The organism is Synechococcus sp. N26, assembly GCF_900473975.1.
GTDB lineage: Bacteria > Cyanobacteriota > Cyanobacteriia > PCC-6307 > Cyanobiaceae > Parasynechococcus.
In genome coordinates, this window is sequence record NZ_UCNM01000006.1 from 52,435 (window position 1) to 67,657 (window position 15,223).

General features: G+C 55.8%; 14 protein-coding genes. 8 read left to right on the top strand and 6 right to left on the bottom strand.

Annotation, left to right across the window (positions count from 1 at the left end; genetic code table 11):
- Window positions 1-56 precede the first annotated feature (56 nt).
- Both smc and DXY33_RS03520 read right to left on the bottom strand, forming a co-directional pair.
- Window positions 57-3,665, bottom strand: coding sequence for a chromosome segregation protein SMC (gene smc / locus DXY33_RS03515; protein WP_115131780.1), 3,609 nt, complete (start codon window positions 3,663-3,665; stop codon window positions 57-59).
- A 50-nt stretch (window positions 3,666-3,715) separates the two neighbouring features.
- Entirely contained in the window at window positions 3,716-4,072 is a 357-nt protein-coding gene (locus DXY33_RS03520) for a hypothetical protein (protein ID WP_115131781.1), read from the bottom strand.
- 59 nt (window positions 4,073-4,131) lie between these two features.
- On the opposite strand from DXY33_RS03520, the gene DXY33_RS03525 reads away from it, so the two are divergent.
- Together DXY33_RS03525 and DXY33_RS03530 are read left to right on the top strand one after the other, a co-directional pair.
- The gene (locus DXY33_RS03525; RefSeq protein ID WP_115131782.1) at window positions 4,132-4,554 is read left to right on the top strand and encodes a YqjD family protein; all 423 of its coding nucleotides are present in this window, start codon (window positions 4,132-4,134) and stop codon (window positions 4,552-4,554) included.
- Window positions 4,554-4,940 carry a phage holin family protein gene (locus DXY33_RS03530; RefSeq protein WP_115131783.1) on the top strand — a complete coding sequence of 129 codons (387 nt, stop codon included), beginning with the start codon at window positions 4,554-4,556 and terminating at the stop codon, window positions 4,938-4,940. Before DXY33_RS03525 ends, DXY33_RS03530 begins: the two co-directional genes overlap by 1 nt.
- Here DXY33_RS03530 and DXY33_RS03535 read toward each other — a convergent pair whose 3' ends face one another.
- A complete protein-coding gene (locus DXY33_RS03535) occupies window positions 4,941-6,083 on the bottom strand; it encodes a class I SAM-dependent RNA methyltransferase (RefSeq protein WP_115131906.1) in 1,143 nt (380 codons plus the stop codon).
- Between the two features lie 300 nt (window positions 6,084-6,383).
- Between DXY33_RS03535 and DXY33_RS03545 the strand changes: the two genes are divergently transcribed.
- The gene (locus DXY33_RS03545; RefSeq protein ID WP_244275844.1) at window positions 6,384-7,454 is read left to right on the top strand and encodes a tyrosine-type recombinase/integrase; all 1,071 of its coding nucleotides are present in this window, start codon (window positions 6,384-6,386) and stop codon (window positions 7,452-7,454) included.
- A gap of 57 nt (window positions 7,455-7,511) precedes the next feature.
- Window positions 7,512-7,763 (top strand): hypothetical protein, encoded by a 252-nt coding sequence (locus tag DXY33_RS03550; RefSeq protein ID WP_244275845.1) that lies wholly within the window; start codon window positions 7,512-7,514, stop codon window positions 7,761-7,763.
- A 246-nt stretch (window positions 7,764-8,009) separates the two neighbouring features.
- Here DXY33_RS03550 and DXY33_RS03560 read toward each other — a convergent pair whose 3' ends face one another.
- Window positions 8,010-8,189 carry a hypothetical protein gene (locus DXY33_RS03560; RefSeq protein WP_115131785.1) on the bottom strand — a complete coding sequence of 60 codons (180 nt, stop codon included), beginning with the start codon at window positions 8,187-8,189 and terminating at the stop codon, window positions 8,010-8,012.
- Window positions 8,190-8,221: 32 nt separating this feature from the next.
- Here DXY33_RS03560 and DXY33_RS03565 point away from each other — a divergent pair, with 32 nt between their 5' ends.
- Window positions 8,222-8,494 (top strand): DUF1651 domain-containing protein, encoded by a 273-nt coding sequence (locus DXY33_RS03565; RefSeq protein WP_115131786.1) that lies wholly within the window; start codon window positions 8,222-8,224, stop codon window positions 8,492-8,494.
- A 499-nt stretch (window positions 8,495-8,993) separates the two neighbouring features.
- On the top strand, window positions 8,994-9,167 hold the full coding sequence (locus DXY33_RS12195; protein ID WP_170950929.1) for a hypothetical protein: 174 nt from the start codon (window positions 8,994-8,996) through the stop codon (window positions 9,165-9,167).
- Between the two features lie 3 nt (window positions 9,168-9,170).
- Here DXY33_RS12195 and DXY33_RS12200 read toward each other — a convergent pair whose 3' ends face one another.
- Both DXY33_RS12200 and DXY33_RS03575 read right to left on the bottom strand, forming a co-directional pair.
- Window positions 9,171-9,323 (bottom strand): hypothetical protein, encoded by a 153-nt coding sequence (locus DXY33_RS12200; RefSeq protein ID WP_170950930.1) that lies wholly within the window; start codon window positions 9,321-9,323, stop codon window positions 9,171-9,173.
- Window positions 9,324-9,648: 325 nt separating this feature from the next.
- On the bottom strand, window positions 9,649-12,000 hold the full coding sequence (locus DXY33_RS03575) for a Hint domain-containing protein (RefSeq protein WP_115131787.1): 2,352 nt from the start codon (window positions 11,998-12,000) through the stop codon (window positions 9,649-9,651).
- 225 nt (window positions 12,001-12,225) lie between these two features.
- Between DXY33_RS03575 and DXY33_RS11965 the strand changes: the two genes are divergently transcribed.
- The gene (locus DXY33_RS11965; protein WP_136975420.1) at window positions 12,226-13,635 is read left to right on the top strand and encodes a hypothetical protein; all 1,410 of its coding nucleotides are present in this window, start codon (window positions 12,226-12,228) and stop codon (window positions 13,633-13,635) included.
- A gap of 274 nt (window positions 13,636-13,909) precedes the next feature.
- Window positions 13,910-14,689, top strand: coding sequence for a glutathione S-transferase family protein (locus DXY33_RS03585; RefSeq protein ID WP_170950931.1), 780 nt, complete (start codon window positions 13,910-13,912; stop codon window positions 14,687-14,689).
- The last annotated feature ends 534 nt before the right edge of the window (window positions 14,690-15,223 follow it).

A 15,223-nucleotide genomic window follows, 5' to 3' on the forward strand; every position in this document is an offset into this window, starting at 1 on the left:
GTGGCGCAGGGGTTCCGCCTGTCACGTTCAGATTGCACAGCGAAAACTCCGATCGTTCAGGCGGCATCCGGTAAACCCACCACCTGGGTGTGGGCGCCGCGGGCCTGGGTCACCCCGATAGTGCGCTGGGCTGCGCCGATCATCGGGCGGCGGTGGCTGACCACCATGAACTGGGCTGCCTCGGCCTGACGGGCGATCAGAGCCGCCAGGCGCTCCACATTGACGCCGTCGAGAAAGCTGTCCACCTCGTCGAGGGCATAGAACGGCGACGGCCGGAAGCGCTGCAGGGCGAACAGGAAGCTCAAGGCGGTGAGTGATTTCTCTCCCCCCGACATCGAGGCCAGGCGCCGCACGGTTTTGCCCTTGGGATGGGCCACCAGGGTGAGGCCACCTTCCAACGGCTCCTCCGGGTTCTCCAGTTGCAGGTGGCCATCACCATCGGAGAGCGAGGCAAAGATCTCGCGGAAATGGCCATCCACGGCGGTGAAGGCTTCCATGAAGGCGTCCTGGCGCAGGGTGGCCACGGTTTCGATCCGCAGCAGCAGTTCCTCCCGCTCGCTGTTGAGTACGTCGAGCCGTTCGTTGAGTTCGTTGAGCCGCTCTTCGAGGGCCTCGAGTTCCTCCAGCGCCAGCATGTTCACGGGTTCCAGCGCTTCCATGCGTTGCTGGATGGCCTGCAGATCGGTCTGCAAGGCTTCCAAGCCCGCCAGCCGCAGGGCTTCCGGGATCTCCGGCCTCGGGTCCGGGAGGGCCTGTTCCATCTCCTGCAGGCGCACCGCACCGCTGCGCTGTTCTTCGATCAATCCTTCGCGGTCTTCCTTGAGCCGCTCCAGATTCCATTCGGCCTGCTGCAGGGCCTGACGCTGGCGGCCCACCTCGGCTTCCGCGGCGTCCCGGGCCCGGCGCTGGCTGCCGAAGCGCTCCTGAAGGTCGGTCTGCTGTTGCTCGAGCTCTTTGCGCTTCCCCTGGAGGTCGCTCTGCTGCTGGCGCCAGGCCCCATGGGCACTGGCGAGGGCCTTCACCGCCTCCTGCAAGCGGGTTTCTTCGGCGGCCAGAGCCTTCTCCTGGTCACCCAGGCGTTCAATCGCCAGCTGCCGCTCGCGGCGGGCATTCAGCAGCTGGTCGCGCTCGCGGCGGGCCGCCTCCAGCCGTTGGTCGGCGGCTTCCTGTTCCGTCTGAAGTTGGGCCCAGGCGGCGGCATCGTCGTTGTTGCCGCTGTTGCGCTCCGCCTCATCCAAGGCCTGCAGTTCCGCGGTAAGTGGTGTGAGCGCAGTGCTGATGGCTTCGAGCCGCTGCTGTTGCTCGGTCTGGTCCTGCTGCAATTTGCTGAGCCGTTCGGCCCGCTGGCGGCTGCGCTCGAGCAGGGGGGCGTGGTTGCGCCGGGCGGCATTGCGCTCTGCGATCAAGGCCGCCTGTTGCTTTTCCAGTTCGCGCAGCTGGGGTTTCTGCTGTTCGATCAGTTGGGCCAGCTTCGACTCCTCCCGCCGGCAGGCCACCAGGGATTCCCCCAGTTCCAGCAGGCGCCGCCGCAGGGGTTCAGCTTCGTCCTGATCGCTGCTGCGGCCGAAGCTGAGGCTGCTGCTGCGCTGGGAGAAGCTGCCGCCGGTCATGGCGCCGCTCTTCTCCAGCAGCTCCCCATCCAGTGTCACCGCCCTGGAGCGGCCCAGTTGTTGACGGGCGCTGGCCAGGTCGGAGAACACAAGGGTGTCGCCGAAGACGTAAGCAAACACCTGGTCATAGACCGGTTCGAAGCGCACAAGTTCCACGGCCCGGCCGATCAGGCCGGCACCGCTGTCTCCACCGGGGCGTGCACCCCGGGCAAAGGCGGCTGAAGAGCCCCCGCCCCCTGGCGCGCGGATCTTGTTCAGGGGCAGGAAGGTGAGCCGGCCAGCACGGCGGCTCTTGAGCAGTTCGATGGCGCGGGCGGCGATGCGGTCGTCGTCGACCACCACCTGGCCGAGACGGGCCCCCGCGGCCACTTCCAGGGCGAGGCGATGGCGATCCTCCACCTCTCCCAGCTGGGCCACAGGGCCGTGGATGCCATCGAGGCCGGCCTCCAGCAGCAGGCGCAGGGCTCCGGTGCCGCGGCTTTCCTGAAGGGCATCCCGCCGGCTCTCCAGCCGAGCGATCTCCCGTTCCAAGCGGGTCTGCTCCTGCTCCAGCCGGCTGCGGGTGCGCTGTTGGATGGCCAGTGATTCGGCGGTCTGCTGGAGCTCCTGCTTGCCGTCGGCAATGGCTTGCAGCAGGGTTTGCCAGGTCTCCTCCAGGGTTGCGAGCTGTTGCTGCACGGCGTCGCAGTCGGCGCCGTCCTGGTGCTGCTCCTGGGTGAGCTCTTCCAGCCGTTCCCGTTCCTGGCGCAGTCGTTCCTGCAACTGCTGCTGCTCCTCGAGTAAGGGAGCGACGCTGCTTTGCAACTCCTGCCGGCGACCGCTGCGGCGCTTCTGTTCCTCCACCCAGGCGCCGGAGCGGCCCGCCACATCTGCCAGCCGGCGGCGGGACATGTCCACCGCGGCTTCAGCGGTTTTGCAGTTCTCGTCTGCGGCGCTGAGGGCGTCCTGATGGGGATCGCGTTCCAGTTCCCGTGATTGCAGCTGCCACTGCTGGCGACGGGTGGAGAGGTCCTGACGCTGCGCCTGCAGTTTCTGGCCTTCGTCCTGGTGGAGGCTGGCCTGGCGCTCTAGTTCACGGCTGCTGGTGTCGAGGCCAGCCAGTTCCGCCTGAACCGCCAGCAGTTGGTCTTCCCCAAGAGCCTTCACCTGCTCCTGGAGCAAGTCCAGTTCGGCCACGGCCTTGTTCAGCTGCTCTCGGCCGCTGGCAATGGCCGCGGCGTCCCTCTGTTCCTGGGCTTCCAGCGCCTGTTGGCGCGTGGCCAGATCCTTGAGGGCCTGCTGGGCGGCTTCGTAGGCCAGCACCATCTCCTGGCGGCGTCCCAGTTGCAGCCGTTCCCGCAAGTCCTGGTATTGCCGGGCCTTGGCGCAGTCCTTCTCCAACCGTTGGCGGCTGGCCAGCAGTTCCTGCTCAATGATCCCGCAGCGCTCCTGGCGCTCCTGCACGTCATCGAGCTTGCGGCGGGTCTGTTCGATCCGGGTGTCGAACAGGGCAACACCGGCCAGTTCATCGATCAGGCCGCGGCGGTCGCGGTTGCTCATCGAGACGATGCGGGTGACGTCCCCCTGCATCACCACGTTGCTGCCCTCAGGATCAATCCGAAGGCGGCGCAGCTGGGTCTGCAGCTGCTGCAGGTTGCAGGGCACCCCGTCCGCGCTGTAGCTGGAGCTGTAGGAGCCCCCCGGCATCACCCGCAGTTTGCGGGTCACCGTCCATTCCGTTTGTCCCGGTTGAATCCATGGCCCCTCCGCTGGTGCCTCCAGGCCTTCCTCGGCGGCATCGGGTGTCCAGTCGCTCAGGTCAAAGCGGACGCTGACGGTTGTTTCAGCGGCCTTGCCGGCCTTGAGCATGCCGCTGTTGACCAGGTCCGGCAGGCGGTCAGCCCGCATGCCACGGCTGGTGGCCAGGCCCAGGCAGAACAGAACGCCATCAAGAATGTTGCTCTTGCCGGAGCCATTGGGTCCCGTCACGACGGTGAATCCCTCTTCAAGAGGGATGGTCATCGCTCCGCCGAACGACTTGAAGTGCGTCAGCCCAACCTGATTGATATGAACCAACAGGATCTGGGGCTGTCAGCGAGTCGAAACTAGCGGAACCCACGAAAAGCTCAAGGGTGCGATAGCGAGCAGTGCCCGGATGTGATGCGCAGGCAGCCGTGGAGGTCGCCCTCGAGCTGCAGGGTGACGTCTGCATCCGTGGCGTTGGGGAGCACGCCGCAGTAGCTGCCGGCATGGATGCGTTCGGCCCAGCCCCGATTGCCCGAAACGGCAGCACTGCGGGGTTCCAGCCAGATCTTTCGATGGGCAGGCAGGGGAACCGCTGGTTGGGCTGCTGCATTGAGCTGCGGCACTGTGGCCAGTCGCCAGGTTCGGCAGCTGTCTCCGTCCTCAAGCAGCAGATCGATGTGGCATCCGCTGGGGTCGTCCGGTGCTCCGGTGTGACGCAGCAGGGCGTATCGCGGCAAAGACTTTCCCTCAGCCTTCAGTCTCCCTACCCTTCTAAAGCGTCCTGCCAACGGTCTTCATGGCCTCGCCATCGCCGCAGTCCAACGGCAGATTCGAGCACCACTTCCGTGAGCGCTTTGAAAGTCTGCTGCCGACGATCCAGGAGCGCTGGCCGGATCTGGCTGAGCACACGCTTGAAGCCACACGGGGGAGTGTGGATGAGTTGGTTCGTTTGATTGAACAGAACACAGGCCTGACGCCCCAAGGGGTTCGGGATCAACTGGAGGAGCTTCTCCATAGCGCCGGTGATCGCAGCCGCGACTGGGCCGACAGCCTGGATCCCCTCGAAGAGCAACTGGAACAGTTGCTGGATGAGTTGAACAGCACCCTGCGGCCGAAGATCGAGGCGCCTGTGCGTCAGCGGCCACTGCTGGCTGTGGGCGTTGCCCTTGGTGTTGGGTTGCTGCTGGGCAGCATGCTTCGCGGGGGGCGGCGTTCCTGATGGCCGATCAGAACTCTCCCCGCGGATTTGGAGCGGCAGCTCGGGTGACCGCACTGGCGGCGTCAGTGATGGATCTGCACGTGCGGATTGCCCTGCAGGAGGTGGATCGGGAAAAACGCCGACTGATAAGCGGTGGCCTGTTCCTCGCCATCGGAGGCACGGCCATGTTCCTGGCCTTGCTGGCAGGCGAAGCGTCGTTGCTGCTTTGGATTCAGGCCCAGTGGGCTCTGGATTGGATGCGCGCACTGTTGAGTCTCGCTGTGGCCAACCTTGTGCTGGCGGGCATCAGCTTGCGTATTGGCGGCCAGGTGCTCAAGGGCCCGTTCCTGCCTCAGACGTTGGAGGGACTGATGAAAACGGTGCGGGCGGTGATGGGACGGGTGTGATCAGCGGATGTCGTAGTGCAGCCAGCGGCAGTCAATGCCGCCGTTGCTCACGGGAATCCGTTGCTCGGCCTTCAGACGCAGGGCTCCCGTCAGGTTGCGATTTCCACTGAGCAACCAGAGCTTCCAACCCTTGGCCTGGCCTTTGGCGTAGTTGCCAAGTTCTCGATACAACGCCTCCAGCTCCCCTTCATCGCCGATCCGTTGGCCGTAAGGGGGATTGCACACCAACACCCCCGGCCCCTCCGGGAGGGGGTGATCGCTGAAAGTGCCCGTGCAGATGCGGATGACTCCACTCAGCCCAGCGGCTTCCACATTGGCCCGGGCCTGATCAGCAATGGCGGGATCCGCTTCAATCCCCAGGAGCGGCGGGAGGGTGAGGTCCCCCCTGCGCCGTTGCCGGGCGCGATCAGCTTCTCTGTCCCAGAGCTCCGGCTGGAAATCGGCCCATCCTTCGAGTGCAAAGTGGCGCTCCAACCCCGGGGCCTGCTGCAAGGCGGCCAGGGCCGCTTCGATCAGGAGCACTCCGGATCCACAGCACGGATCAACAAGGGGTTGGCTTCCATCCCAGCCCGTCAGGCGGATCAGCCCGGCGGCCAGATTTTCTTTCAGCGGTGCTGCTCCCATGGCGGCCCTGTAGCCACGACGGTGCAGGCTGCCCCCACTGCCATCGAGACTTAGCTGGGCTTCCCCGCGGCCGAGGTGTAGGTGCAGGGAGAGATCGGGGTCATCCAGATCAATCGAGGATCGCTCGCCCCAGAGATCCCGTTGTGCGTCAACAAGGGCATTTTTCACCTGCAACGCCGTGAAATGGCTGTGGTTCAGTCCTGGTGCTGTTCCAGTCACATCCACCCGGAAGGTCATCGAGGGATGCAGCCAGCGCTCCCAGTCGAGCCCTTCGCGGATGCCGTCATAGAGGTCGTCCCGGCCTTGGCAGGGGAAGCGCGCCACCTGGCGCAACAGCCGGAAGGGCAGTCGAGCCTGCAGGTGCAGCCGGTAGAGGCAGGCCATGTCTGCCTGGAAGCCCACGGCACGCCTGCCGGGCCTTACGGCATGGGCTCCAAGGGTGCTGAGTTCGTCGCCAGCGGCTGCTTCCAGGCCTTGTGGCACAACGGCCACGGCGGATAGCCGGTTGATTCGACCCAAGGGCGTTGTGCTCCAGGTCACCACTCCTGTCAGAATGACAGGGTCCGGCTTCTTCGGACTAGGTGATCCACACCAGTGTTTCGGACAGCGGTTCGATTCCGCTCAGCTCCATTCCCCCTCACGGGGCTGCAATGGTTTCGACGGGGCATGAGGAGGGTGACTGAAGCCTGCTCGGTGAGAGCAAACCCGTAACTGCGAACAACATCGTTCGTTTCTCCCGTCAAGCAGCCCCTGTTGCTGCCTGACCCATTTAGGGAGATGGGGTGAAGTCAGCCTTATCACCCAAATGACTGCTTGGGGGTGGAAGCCCCCCTCAACTATTCCACCGCAACCGATCTCGGTTTTGAGACGGAGGCCCAAAACGTGGCCATTCGCAAAACCGTTCGCAAAAATCTGCCGCCTGTTTTGGACGGCATGGATAAGGCGGAGGCGCTTGCTTATGTCTCCCTTCTTTTTGATGCAGCCCAGGCTGGTGCTGCTGTGTGGGGCGATGCCCTGCTGATCAAGCGGTTCATCAGCCAGTGCAGTCGCACCGGCAGCAAGGCGACACAAGACGGCTATCGCTTCGAGATCCGTGAGTTCTGTCGCTGGCGAGAGCGCAACCACCCACACCTGCATCTGCGGGAGATCAACCCTGCTTTCTGTCAGGACTGGGTGTCCCTCCTGCGGGAACAAGTAGACGCCGGTCTCATCAAGCCCCGGACGTTTAACCGCAGGATCGCTGCCATCAGCTCCCTGTACCGATGGGCGGCTGAACCAAGCCGCTCAGCGGTTACAGGGGTGCCGCGTAATCCAATGCCACCACGTGCACTTCTCCACGCTGACAAGAGCACCAGGCCACTGACCGATGAACAGATGGGGCTGTTGATGGCGACGATCGCCAAGGCTGCTCATCACGATCGCAACGCCATTCGTGATTACGCCCTTGTCAGGGGTTCGTATCTATTGGGTTGCAGAGTTTCTGAGATCGCAGTTATCAAATGGAAGGACATCGAAGTTCTCTCCGATGGCGGTCAAATTCATCTCTTTGGAAAAGGATCCAAAGCAAGGACTGTTCGAGTGTCCAGTGACACGCTCCAGCTTTTTCACGCGCTTGGCCGCGGCGAAGCTGACAGCTATGTATTTCCGAGCCCCCGTGGCAAGGGACATCTCACTCGACAAGCGATTGGAGATGTTTGCCGAAAGTGGGGACGAGCCGCCGGTTTTCACGTTCACCCACACCAGCTGAGGCACAGCCATGCCACACACGCTGTGCAGAGGGGCGTGGACGTATTCACGCTTCAAGCCACCCTCGGGCATTCATCGAGCGCGACCACTGGTCATTACGTGGCTGCTAACCCTCGGGACAGCAGTTCTCTGCGTCTTGGTTAGTGAATTGATCTCTTGACGGTCACGCTTTATTAGGTCTGTTATTTCAATCTTCTTGCGATGCTCAAGGCTCTTGGGTTGTTGTTGAAGTGGCTATTCCTCAAAAAGCCTGATCAGTTAAGAGGACCAACTCTCAAAGAGCGTGCTCATCAGACAGTTCGTGCTGATCAAGAGTCCGAGATTCACAGAGGCCCAAAGGGTGGCTTGTATCGAATCGATGCCAAGGGGAGAAAGGTTTATCTCAAGGCTTCCGAGCAGCCCAAGCAAGGCAAGCCACGTCGGGCGAAACGGCGTCGCACCAAAACTGCTTAATTGCTCTTACGTCTACTTAGAAGCGTCCATAGAAGGAACGGCGTGTCCTCTTGCGGTAGATGCGCTTAAAGCGGCCACCGCTCTTGCCACGAACGATTGGAAGGATGGGCTTCTTTGTCCACCAATCCAGTGCCTGACGCCGGGAAATAAATCCCCAGAGTGCTCTTAGGGGTTTCCACAAAGCCCCGACACCAAACGCCAAAAGGGCAACAAGCAGAAGAAAGCCGATTACGTCCAAGAACATGGCTAGACGAGCGGTTGGCCCTCAGGCAGATAAACGCTGTCGGCGATGGTCCGCAGCACCATGGAGCATGCATAGTCATCCGCGCCGTATTCGTCTTTCCAGGTCTTCACCAAGAGCTTCAGGTCGTAGTCGGCTTGGTTCAGAAATTCGTCGGTTGGTTCCCAGAACGTGGATTCATCCATAGGGGGGTGGTGTCAGTCCTTAGGTTGTAGCCATGTTCAAGGAAGATTCTCGCTATGAGGACAGTCCCGCCAAGTCTGGCGGTGAGGGGTGGCTGTATTCCGAGCAGCAGCAGAAGCTTTGTCACTTCAAGCCAGATACTGAGACCGTGCATGCGCAGTGGGTAGCCATCAGGATCTACAACTACGTACCACCCCTCCCGCCTGAGCCAATGACACGGCGGCGGTTGCTGCGGCACAACGCGATAGAGGCTTGGGAGACGATGCGCAAGACAGGCCGGAGGCGCTGCCCCCCGCCTGTCAGATGAGGTCCTCAGTCTGACTGCTGAGGTGTCTTCCCATAGATGATTTGAGCCACGTCAAGAAATAGGCCAGCGATTGGCAACACCAAAGGATCCATGACAAGAGATCTGTCAGCAGGTTGAGAAGTGGAAGAACGCTGATCTGACTCCCCGCATCGCCTCAGGGAGTCAGTGCAGTGATCAGCGCCCAACGGTCACTGGAGAAACCATTGGATGGAGGCTGCAGGAACCCTCCGAAGACAACATTGCCCCTGTCGTGGGCTTCGCTCCTCTCAGATGAAGCGATGGCAGCGACCAAATGAGCAGCAACTACTGCTGCATTTGCTGCTGACTGAGCGATTTGGGCTGCTTGGACTGGTGCACTATCGCCTTCATGTGGATTGAAGTAGGGCCCCGCCCAATGCACGACAGGGTGATCCGGCCAGCCGTCGGACAGATCACCCGAGCCAAGACCGCCATTCCCTCGGCTGTCTCGTCTCACTTCCACCCCTAGCCACGCAAAGCAATGAGCAGCAACTGGGTCACTGGCAGCTATACAAAAGGACAACAACGGCCGAGCCTTTACGAGCCAACGGATGAGCATTGGCTTGAGCTTCAGCGTCGACTCTGTCGCTGGGGCAACGATGGCCATACCTGGCGGCGCCTTGAGCACCTGGGCGCCATCGCCAAGACCGACTAGCCGTCAGTCCTGGAACCTCTGCAGTTTTGCCTTCATCGCAGCGAGGCCCTCTTCCAACTTCGAATAGTTGTCCGGGTCTGCCTCCCAGCTTTCGACCAACTTCTGAGCTGTCTCGATGAAGCTCTTCATCTCGTCACAAGCCTGGAGGAGGTCCATGCGCCGCGAATCGATCAGGAGAGCAAAGGTACTTCTGAACCCAAGATCATGCGCGTCCTTCGCAACCCCTCGCTTTGCCTAGGCAAAGCCATGCCATACACGCTGTGCAGAGGGGCGTGGACGTATTCACGCTTCAAGCCACCCTCGGTCACTCGTCGAGCGCGACAACTGGTCATTACGTCGCTAGCAACCCTCGGGATAGTTCTTCTCTTCGGGTTGGTTAGCTAAAAGTTTGCAGTTATCGATTCAGTTCCGCATGTGGGTTGAATCTTTCTTAAATGGAATGATGGCAAGAAAGGCTTCTGGGCATCACTCGAGAGAAACATCACTTACAAGATAACGACGTTCTATGTTTCTCAAGTTCTGATGTTTCATTAGCAACCATGCTTATAGCACGTCTTGTAAGGTACTTGTAATCTTCTTTTACTTCGTAAACTGAGGCGTGTCTAGGTAAATCTAGTTTTTTTGTGCATCTGTCTGGATCTCCTGCAAAATCAGAGTGATTGCTGAAGTTTCTTCTATTAAAAAAACAATAATATGATCCAGTCCAGCAGGCATTTGACATGACAAGCTCTTCTTGGCCGAGATCAATATGCCAGTAGCAAACTCCGTTTGTAAGGATATTTGCGCTGACTCTAACAATATTGATCCCATTGACCAAGCATCCAGCAGCTATGAGTTTCCCATTTATATAGAGATAATGCCCTTCAGACACGTATAGCGTTTTCGTAGGAATATTTTCGCCTAAAGAGCCTGGCAGAAAGGCGATTGGGCAATCTCTCTTTTTTGATTTTAAATCATTTTGGCTGAAGTATTTTTTACCAATCCAAAGCACCTCTCTCACTCCACGGTGAGTCATAACTCTATCCCCTTGTATAAGGTTTTGAACTAATTTCTGGGTGCCATCTTCTAGGAGAATGTTCGTATTGGATGCAAAGCACGGCGCTTCTGCTGGTTGATTTAATGTCGTCGAAAGTAAGATTTTTGCAGTGTTAGATGTGTTTCCAGAGCTGTCTTTTATGACGTAATCAAAGCTATCTATCGATGACGTAGAAAGTGATTGGGAAGTATTAATGCTTTCACTATTACTAGATCCTGAGGCTATCAGAGCCGTCGTAAAAAGTTTGACACTGCTGCCTAGTCTTAAATTTGTTGGTGAAGAAGATCTAAGGCTTGTGCTAGATGTCTTTATGTAATAAGCAGTGCCATTTTTTTTAATGTAAAGTGTTCCGCTAGTTCCACTTATTTGCTTGTATTCATTAGATGAATCGTAAGTGGTGTGCTCTGAATCGTCTAAGTCTTCGAATAAAGTTCCACCTACTGAGTAAATCTCAAGAGAACTAGGCGAATCAATATTGTCAGAATCGTTGCTTAATATTGTCATGTCTCCTGCAATGTTACTGCCAGATAAAGTCTCAGAATTATCGTTGGCTACCGGAGCAACTTCGTCTATATCTCCGACATTTATGGTGATAGATTGACTCGATGTATTGCTATCAGAATCTGTTGCCGTAACTTGCACAATAAAATCATTATTCGAGTCGGCGTCGCCGGGAGATTCATAGTCTTGTGCCGAATTGAAAGATAATTCTCCAGTTGTGCTGTTAATTGAAAAAAGTGCTGAATCTGCTCCGCCCGAAATAGACCAACTAACAGATTCATTTGCTCCGAGAGTACCTATCTCAGTTGTATTTTCATTTATAGTTATCGAAGAAGAGGCATCGCCAGGATTCCCAGAAAATCCTTGAATAGAGGGTGCTGCTGCAGGATCAACAAATTCCCCTTGAAATTTAGTTCCATCTCCTACGGCAAAGTAGCTGAACTCTTCATATTTGTGCCAAGTCTCATTGTCTCTAGAACGATCCTCTTGGATATATACATCGAATTGGTCACTAGATAATGAAGATAAGCGTGTTTTGGAAGGATCCCCACCATTTCTGGACGAATTTTGTGTGATTAAGACAGGACTTTGCTGATAACTTGTAGTTAAAAATGAGAATGTCTCGCCGGTATGATCTATTTTTTCTGATGAGGAATCAAGGATTCTTCCTTCAAGAAGGCTGTTACCGTCAGTTGTCGAAAATCCATCATCAAAGGCAAGATATGCCAATGATTCGATTTTGTGAGATTTGTCACCGTGTTTATTGTAGTATTCATCCTCTTGATGTGCAATACTAAAACCGTTTTCATTAATATTTTTTTGTCTCAGGGTAATCCATTGATCGCCAATGTATGTTTGAACCTGGGATATAACCCCAGGCTTATTACTGAAGGAGGAGTTAAAGACGACAGACTGAAATTTATTGTTTTTCAGATGTTTTCTGTCAAAAACTCCTACTTCCAATCTTGAGCCATCGACTAAATCCCAAGTACCAGATGAAATAGCAAGGTATGAAACTGTTTCATTGGGGTGAGTAGTTGAATAGCCATATGGCCTTTGAATTTTTATATCAAACGACGCTGGCGTAGCCCCTGAGCCCTTGGAGATATTTTGCAGCCTAATCTCTACAGGTGCAAGTGTATTTCTTGCACGGTTACTACTTGGATCACCATCATTAAAGCTGTTTACTTCAGCAAAAATCGCTATGTCTCTGGTATACGCTTTCGAAAGCGTGATTGATGTCCAATCGCTATTTACGGTGTATTGGCCATACTCTGCGAAATCTTCGAAAGCCATTTCGAGACTGAACAGATACCTTGGCAAGATACTGGACTAGTCAGCAATGACAAGCCCATTTGAGCATCATGCTCACGAATCAGCATCAAAGGCTTCCTGCTGTCTATTCGTGATTCTCAGGTATACTTGTGATGCATTCAGTGTTTCGAGATAATATGCCAAATGAAAAGCATTGACTCTCAGTATTTAATAGACCCAAGGTTTACATCGGTTACTGATCAGGCCTTGAGCGAAGATCAAGTAATAGACATTTACCTACATAATTCCAAGGGACCAACTTCCGTCTCCGGCGGTCCGTATGGATCGCAAATTATTGATGCATTGGCTTGGAATGATGACGATATTGACTTTGTACAATCTTTGATTAATGACCTCGACCATCGCTTGGGCATTGATTTTGCCTTAACCTCCGACAGTTCGAGCTCAGATATCAATATTTATATTGATAAGGAAATTGATTTGGGTGGTGATGGGCAAACTCTCGGCCTAGCGGTTACCAATTTTTCAGATGAGACAGGTTATTTTTGGGAAATATTCTTGGACAGAGATAATTTTGGAAATCAAAGATATTTTCGCTATGGCCTTATCCACGAGATAGCCCATTCTCTGGGCATGGAGCATCCATTCTCGTCTGACGACGGAGATTTATATGGTGATAATAATGATGCTTGGACTAGCACTTATCCAGAGGAAACAATAATGTCTTATCGTTCGCCTCTTGGTGGCATATGGCCCAATAGTCTAACTGATAATGACTGGCAGGCACTTGAAAGTCATTGGGGGCAGCAGAATGACTGGTCCTCTGGAAATCCTGCACCAAAAAAATTAAATTATTGGTCAATTTCAAGTGTAGACTATATTGCTGATTCGTGGATTAGTACAGGCTTGAATGAAGCCTCCGGGAAATTTGATCCGGCATCAAACGAATTGTTTATAAACACTGCCAGTAATACTTGGATGCAGGAGGTTTCAGTGAATCGCATCAATAAGCTAGGCCATGACTCGACTGACAGTTTTCTTCAGGCAAGGCAGCTTTCTTTTGACTCCACGGGTCTTCCTTCGTCTCAGGATATTTCGATTGACACGTCAATTCTTGTAGGGAATGAGGATGGAAATACCCTTCGCGGTCTCGCTGGTTGGGATATTTTAGAGAGCGGGGGTGGGGCTGATTTGATTCATGGTGGCAATGGAAGAGACATTATTGATGGTGGAGCTGGTTCAGACGAATTACATGGTGATTTTGGCTGGAACACTTTCAAGGATCAGCAGGATGGCTCAAAGGATCTCATAGCTATTAAGTCAGATCAGCACTTGAGTAATTGGTGGTATGGAAAGGCTGGTAACAGCCCTAACGGAGAGAAGGCTGACTTCATTGAAGGCTTAGATGCTATTGATGAAATCAAGATTATTGGTGTCTTTACTCCCGATATCTCAGTTGTCGATAACGTCACAGCACGCGGCGTCACCGGCATCGGCATCTACGCCAAAGGCACCCTGGAAGCGGTCTACACCGGAGGCAACCTGAGCACCAGTCAGATCCAAAACATGACGACTGGAGATGGTTCAACTACAGCCATGAACAATCAGATGTGGAGCTACTGGGGAGACAACACTGTTCCCCCTCTACAGACTTGAATTATTGGTAAATTACCAATAAGGATTTTTGGGCTTGGTTGATAGTGGCGAACGTCCTTGATGGCATCTGTCCCGATGTTCCGCTGCTGGACTTCATCGGCCAAGAAAATCATTGGCCCCGGTCAGCGTCGCGAAAGGAGCGGTGCGAAGCGGTAGGGAGGCTTTCGGTAATTCCTCTTACGTCAAACGATCGGATCGACTCCCTAGCGTTGATCAGGGATGCAGGAACGAGAGAGGCGATGACATGAGCCAAACATCAAGGCTAGCCAGGCAGGTGACGCTTGACGAAGCGTGGTCGTCTTCAGAACACAGTGAAATTTGCTGTCTGATCTATGCCACCCAAAACGGCTGGAAGCTCCCAATCCTTTATGAAGAAATGGGTGTGCCTTATGACTGGGCACTAGTGGACTTTGAGAAGAGTGAACAGCGCAGTGAAGGTTTTCTTTCCATCAACCCAAACGGTCGGATTCCGGCACTGATTGATCGTGCGCACGGAGTAACAGTCGCCGAGTCGGCAGCCATCCTGGAGTACAGCGCGGCTCGCTTCGCCAGCCCTTTGCTGCCCCCTGCCGATGAGGACCTGCAGCTGCACCTATTGACGAAGCAATGGCTCCATTGGCAGGTAAGCGCCCTCGGACCTTCGATGGGGCAAGCCATGTACTTTCAGCGAATCGCCAAGGTTCGCGGCCAAAACGATCCCTTCGCCATTGGTCGCTTCATTGCAGAAGCGGAACGCTGTTTGCACATGCTCAACGACCAGCTCGCGTCATCGAGCGGCCCGTTTGTGCTTGGTCAGCGTTGCACACTCGTGGATATCGCCTGCTTCCCTTACTGCGCTAGTGCTTATTGGGCAAATGTCGATATCTCGGCGATGAGCCATCTGCTCGCTTGGATCGAGATGCTCCACCAGCGTCCCTCCTTTAGTACCGGTCTCACCGTGCCTTTCTCTCGGCCTGCTTTCTTTGGCCCTCCGTATGCAACACCGGAGGAAATCGAGGTGGAGATTGCGCGTAACGCCGGTCAGTTCACTGTGATTTCTAAATCTCCCAGTTGAGCTGCCAGGCGTCTCGGCTCCATGAATCCTGGCCGGTTGACGTAATGCCTATTACTTCCCATCAGAAGCTGCGGATGCTGCTGGGCAAATCAGCGATTGGAGAGCTTTCGGTGTGCCTTGTCTGCCTTCCTCAAAATTTTCTGCGCCTCTTCCCGTGTCAAGCACTCTTGAGCACGGCAAGCAAGCTTGCGCAGTTTCTTGTGCTGCTTGTCCGGATTCACTGGTAAGAAAATTCTCTTAACTTGAACTTAACCATAATTGCACCGTTCAAGTGCCATCCAGTGAGGGCTCACTGACCTGTTGATCCACAACCGGCTGCGGTCTTCAGCATTGCCAACAGGGTTGGATCGCCCCGTCACAAGGCGATTTTTTTATAGATGAGGTGGATGCTGCTTCTGGTGCTGGTGGTGATTGGCGTCGGGACCCTGATGGGGACGACGGCGCCGCCGGTTCTGTGAAGCCGAAGGGGCCAGGCATGGCTAAGCCAGCGACAGGGAGCACCAAACAATGGAAGTCATCTACCTGATCTTTTTC

Coding starts and splice junctions, on each gene's coding strand:
- DXY33_RS03575 (WP_115131787.1), bottom strand. CDS start 12,000: ATGGCTTTCGAAGATTTCGCAGAGTATGGCCAATACACCGTAAATAGC.
- DXY33_RS12195 (WP_170950929.1), top strand. CDS start 8,994: ATGAGCAGCAACTGGGTCACTGGCAGCTATACAAAAGGACAACAACGG.
- DXY33_RS03550 (WP_244275845.1), top strand. CDS start 7,512: ATGCTCAAGGCTCTTGGGTTGTTGTTGAAGTGGCTATTCCTCAAAAAG.
- DXY33_RS03525 (WP_115131782.1), top strand. CDS start 4,132: ATGGCCTCGCCATCGCCGCAGTCCAACGGCAGATTCGAGCACCACTTC.
- DXY33_RS03560 (WP_115131785.1), bottom strand. CDS start 8,189: ATGGATGAATCCACGTTCTGGGAACCAACCGACGAATTTCTGAACCAA.
- DXY33_RS12200 (WP_170950930.1), bottom strand. CDS start 9,323: ATGGACCTCCTCCAGGCTTGTGACGAGATGAAGAGCTTCATCGAGACA.
- DXY33_RS03530 (WP_115131783.1), top strand. CDS start 4,554: ATGGCCGATCAGAACTCTCCCCGCGGATTTGGAGCGGCAGCTCGGGTG.
- DXY33_RS03565 (WP_115131786.1), top strand. CDS start 8,222: ATGTTCAAGGAAGATTCTCGCTATGAGGACAGTCCCGCCAAGTCTGGC.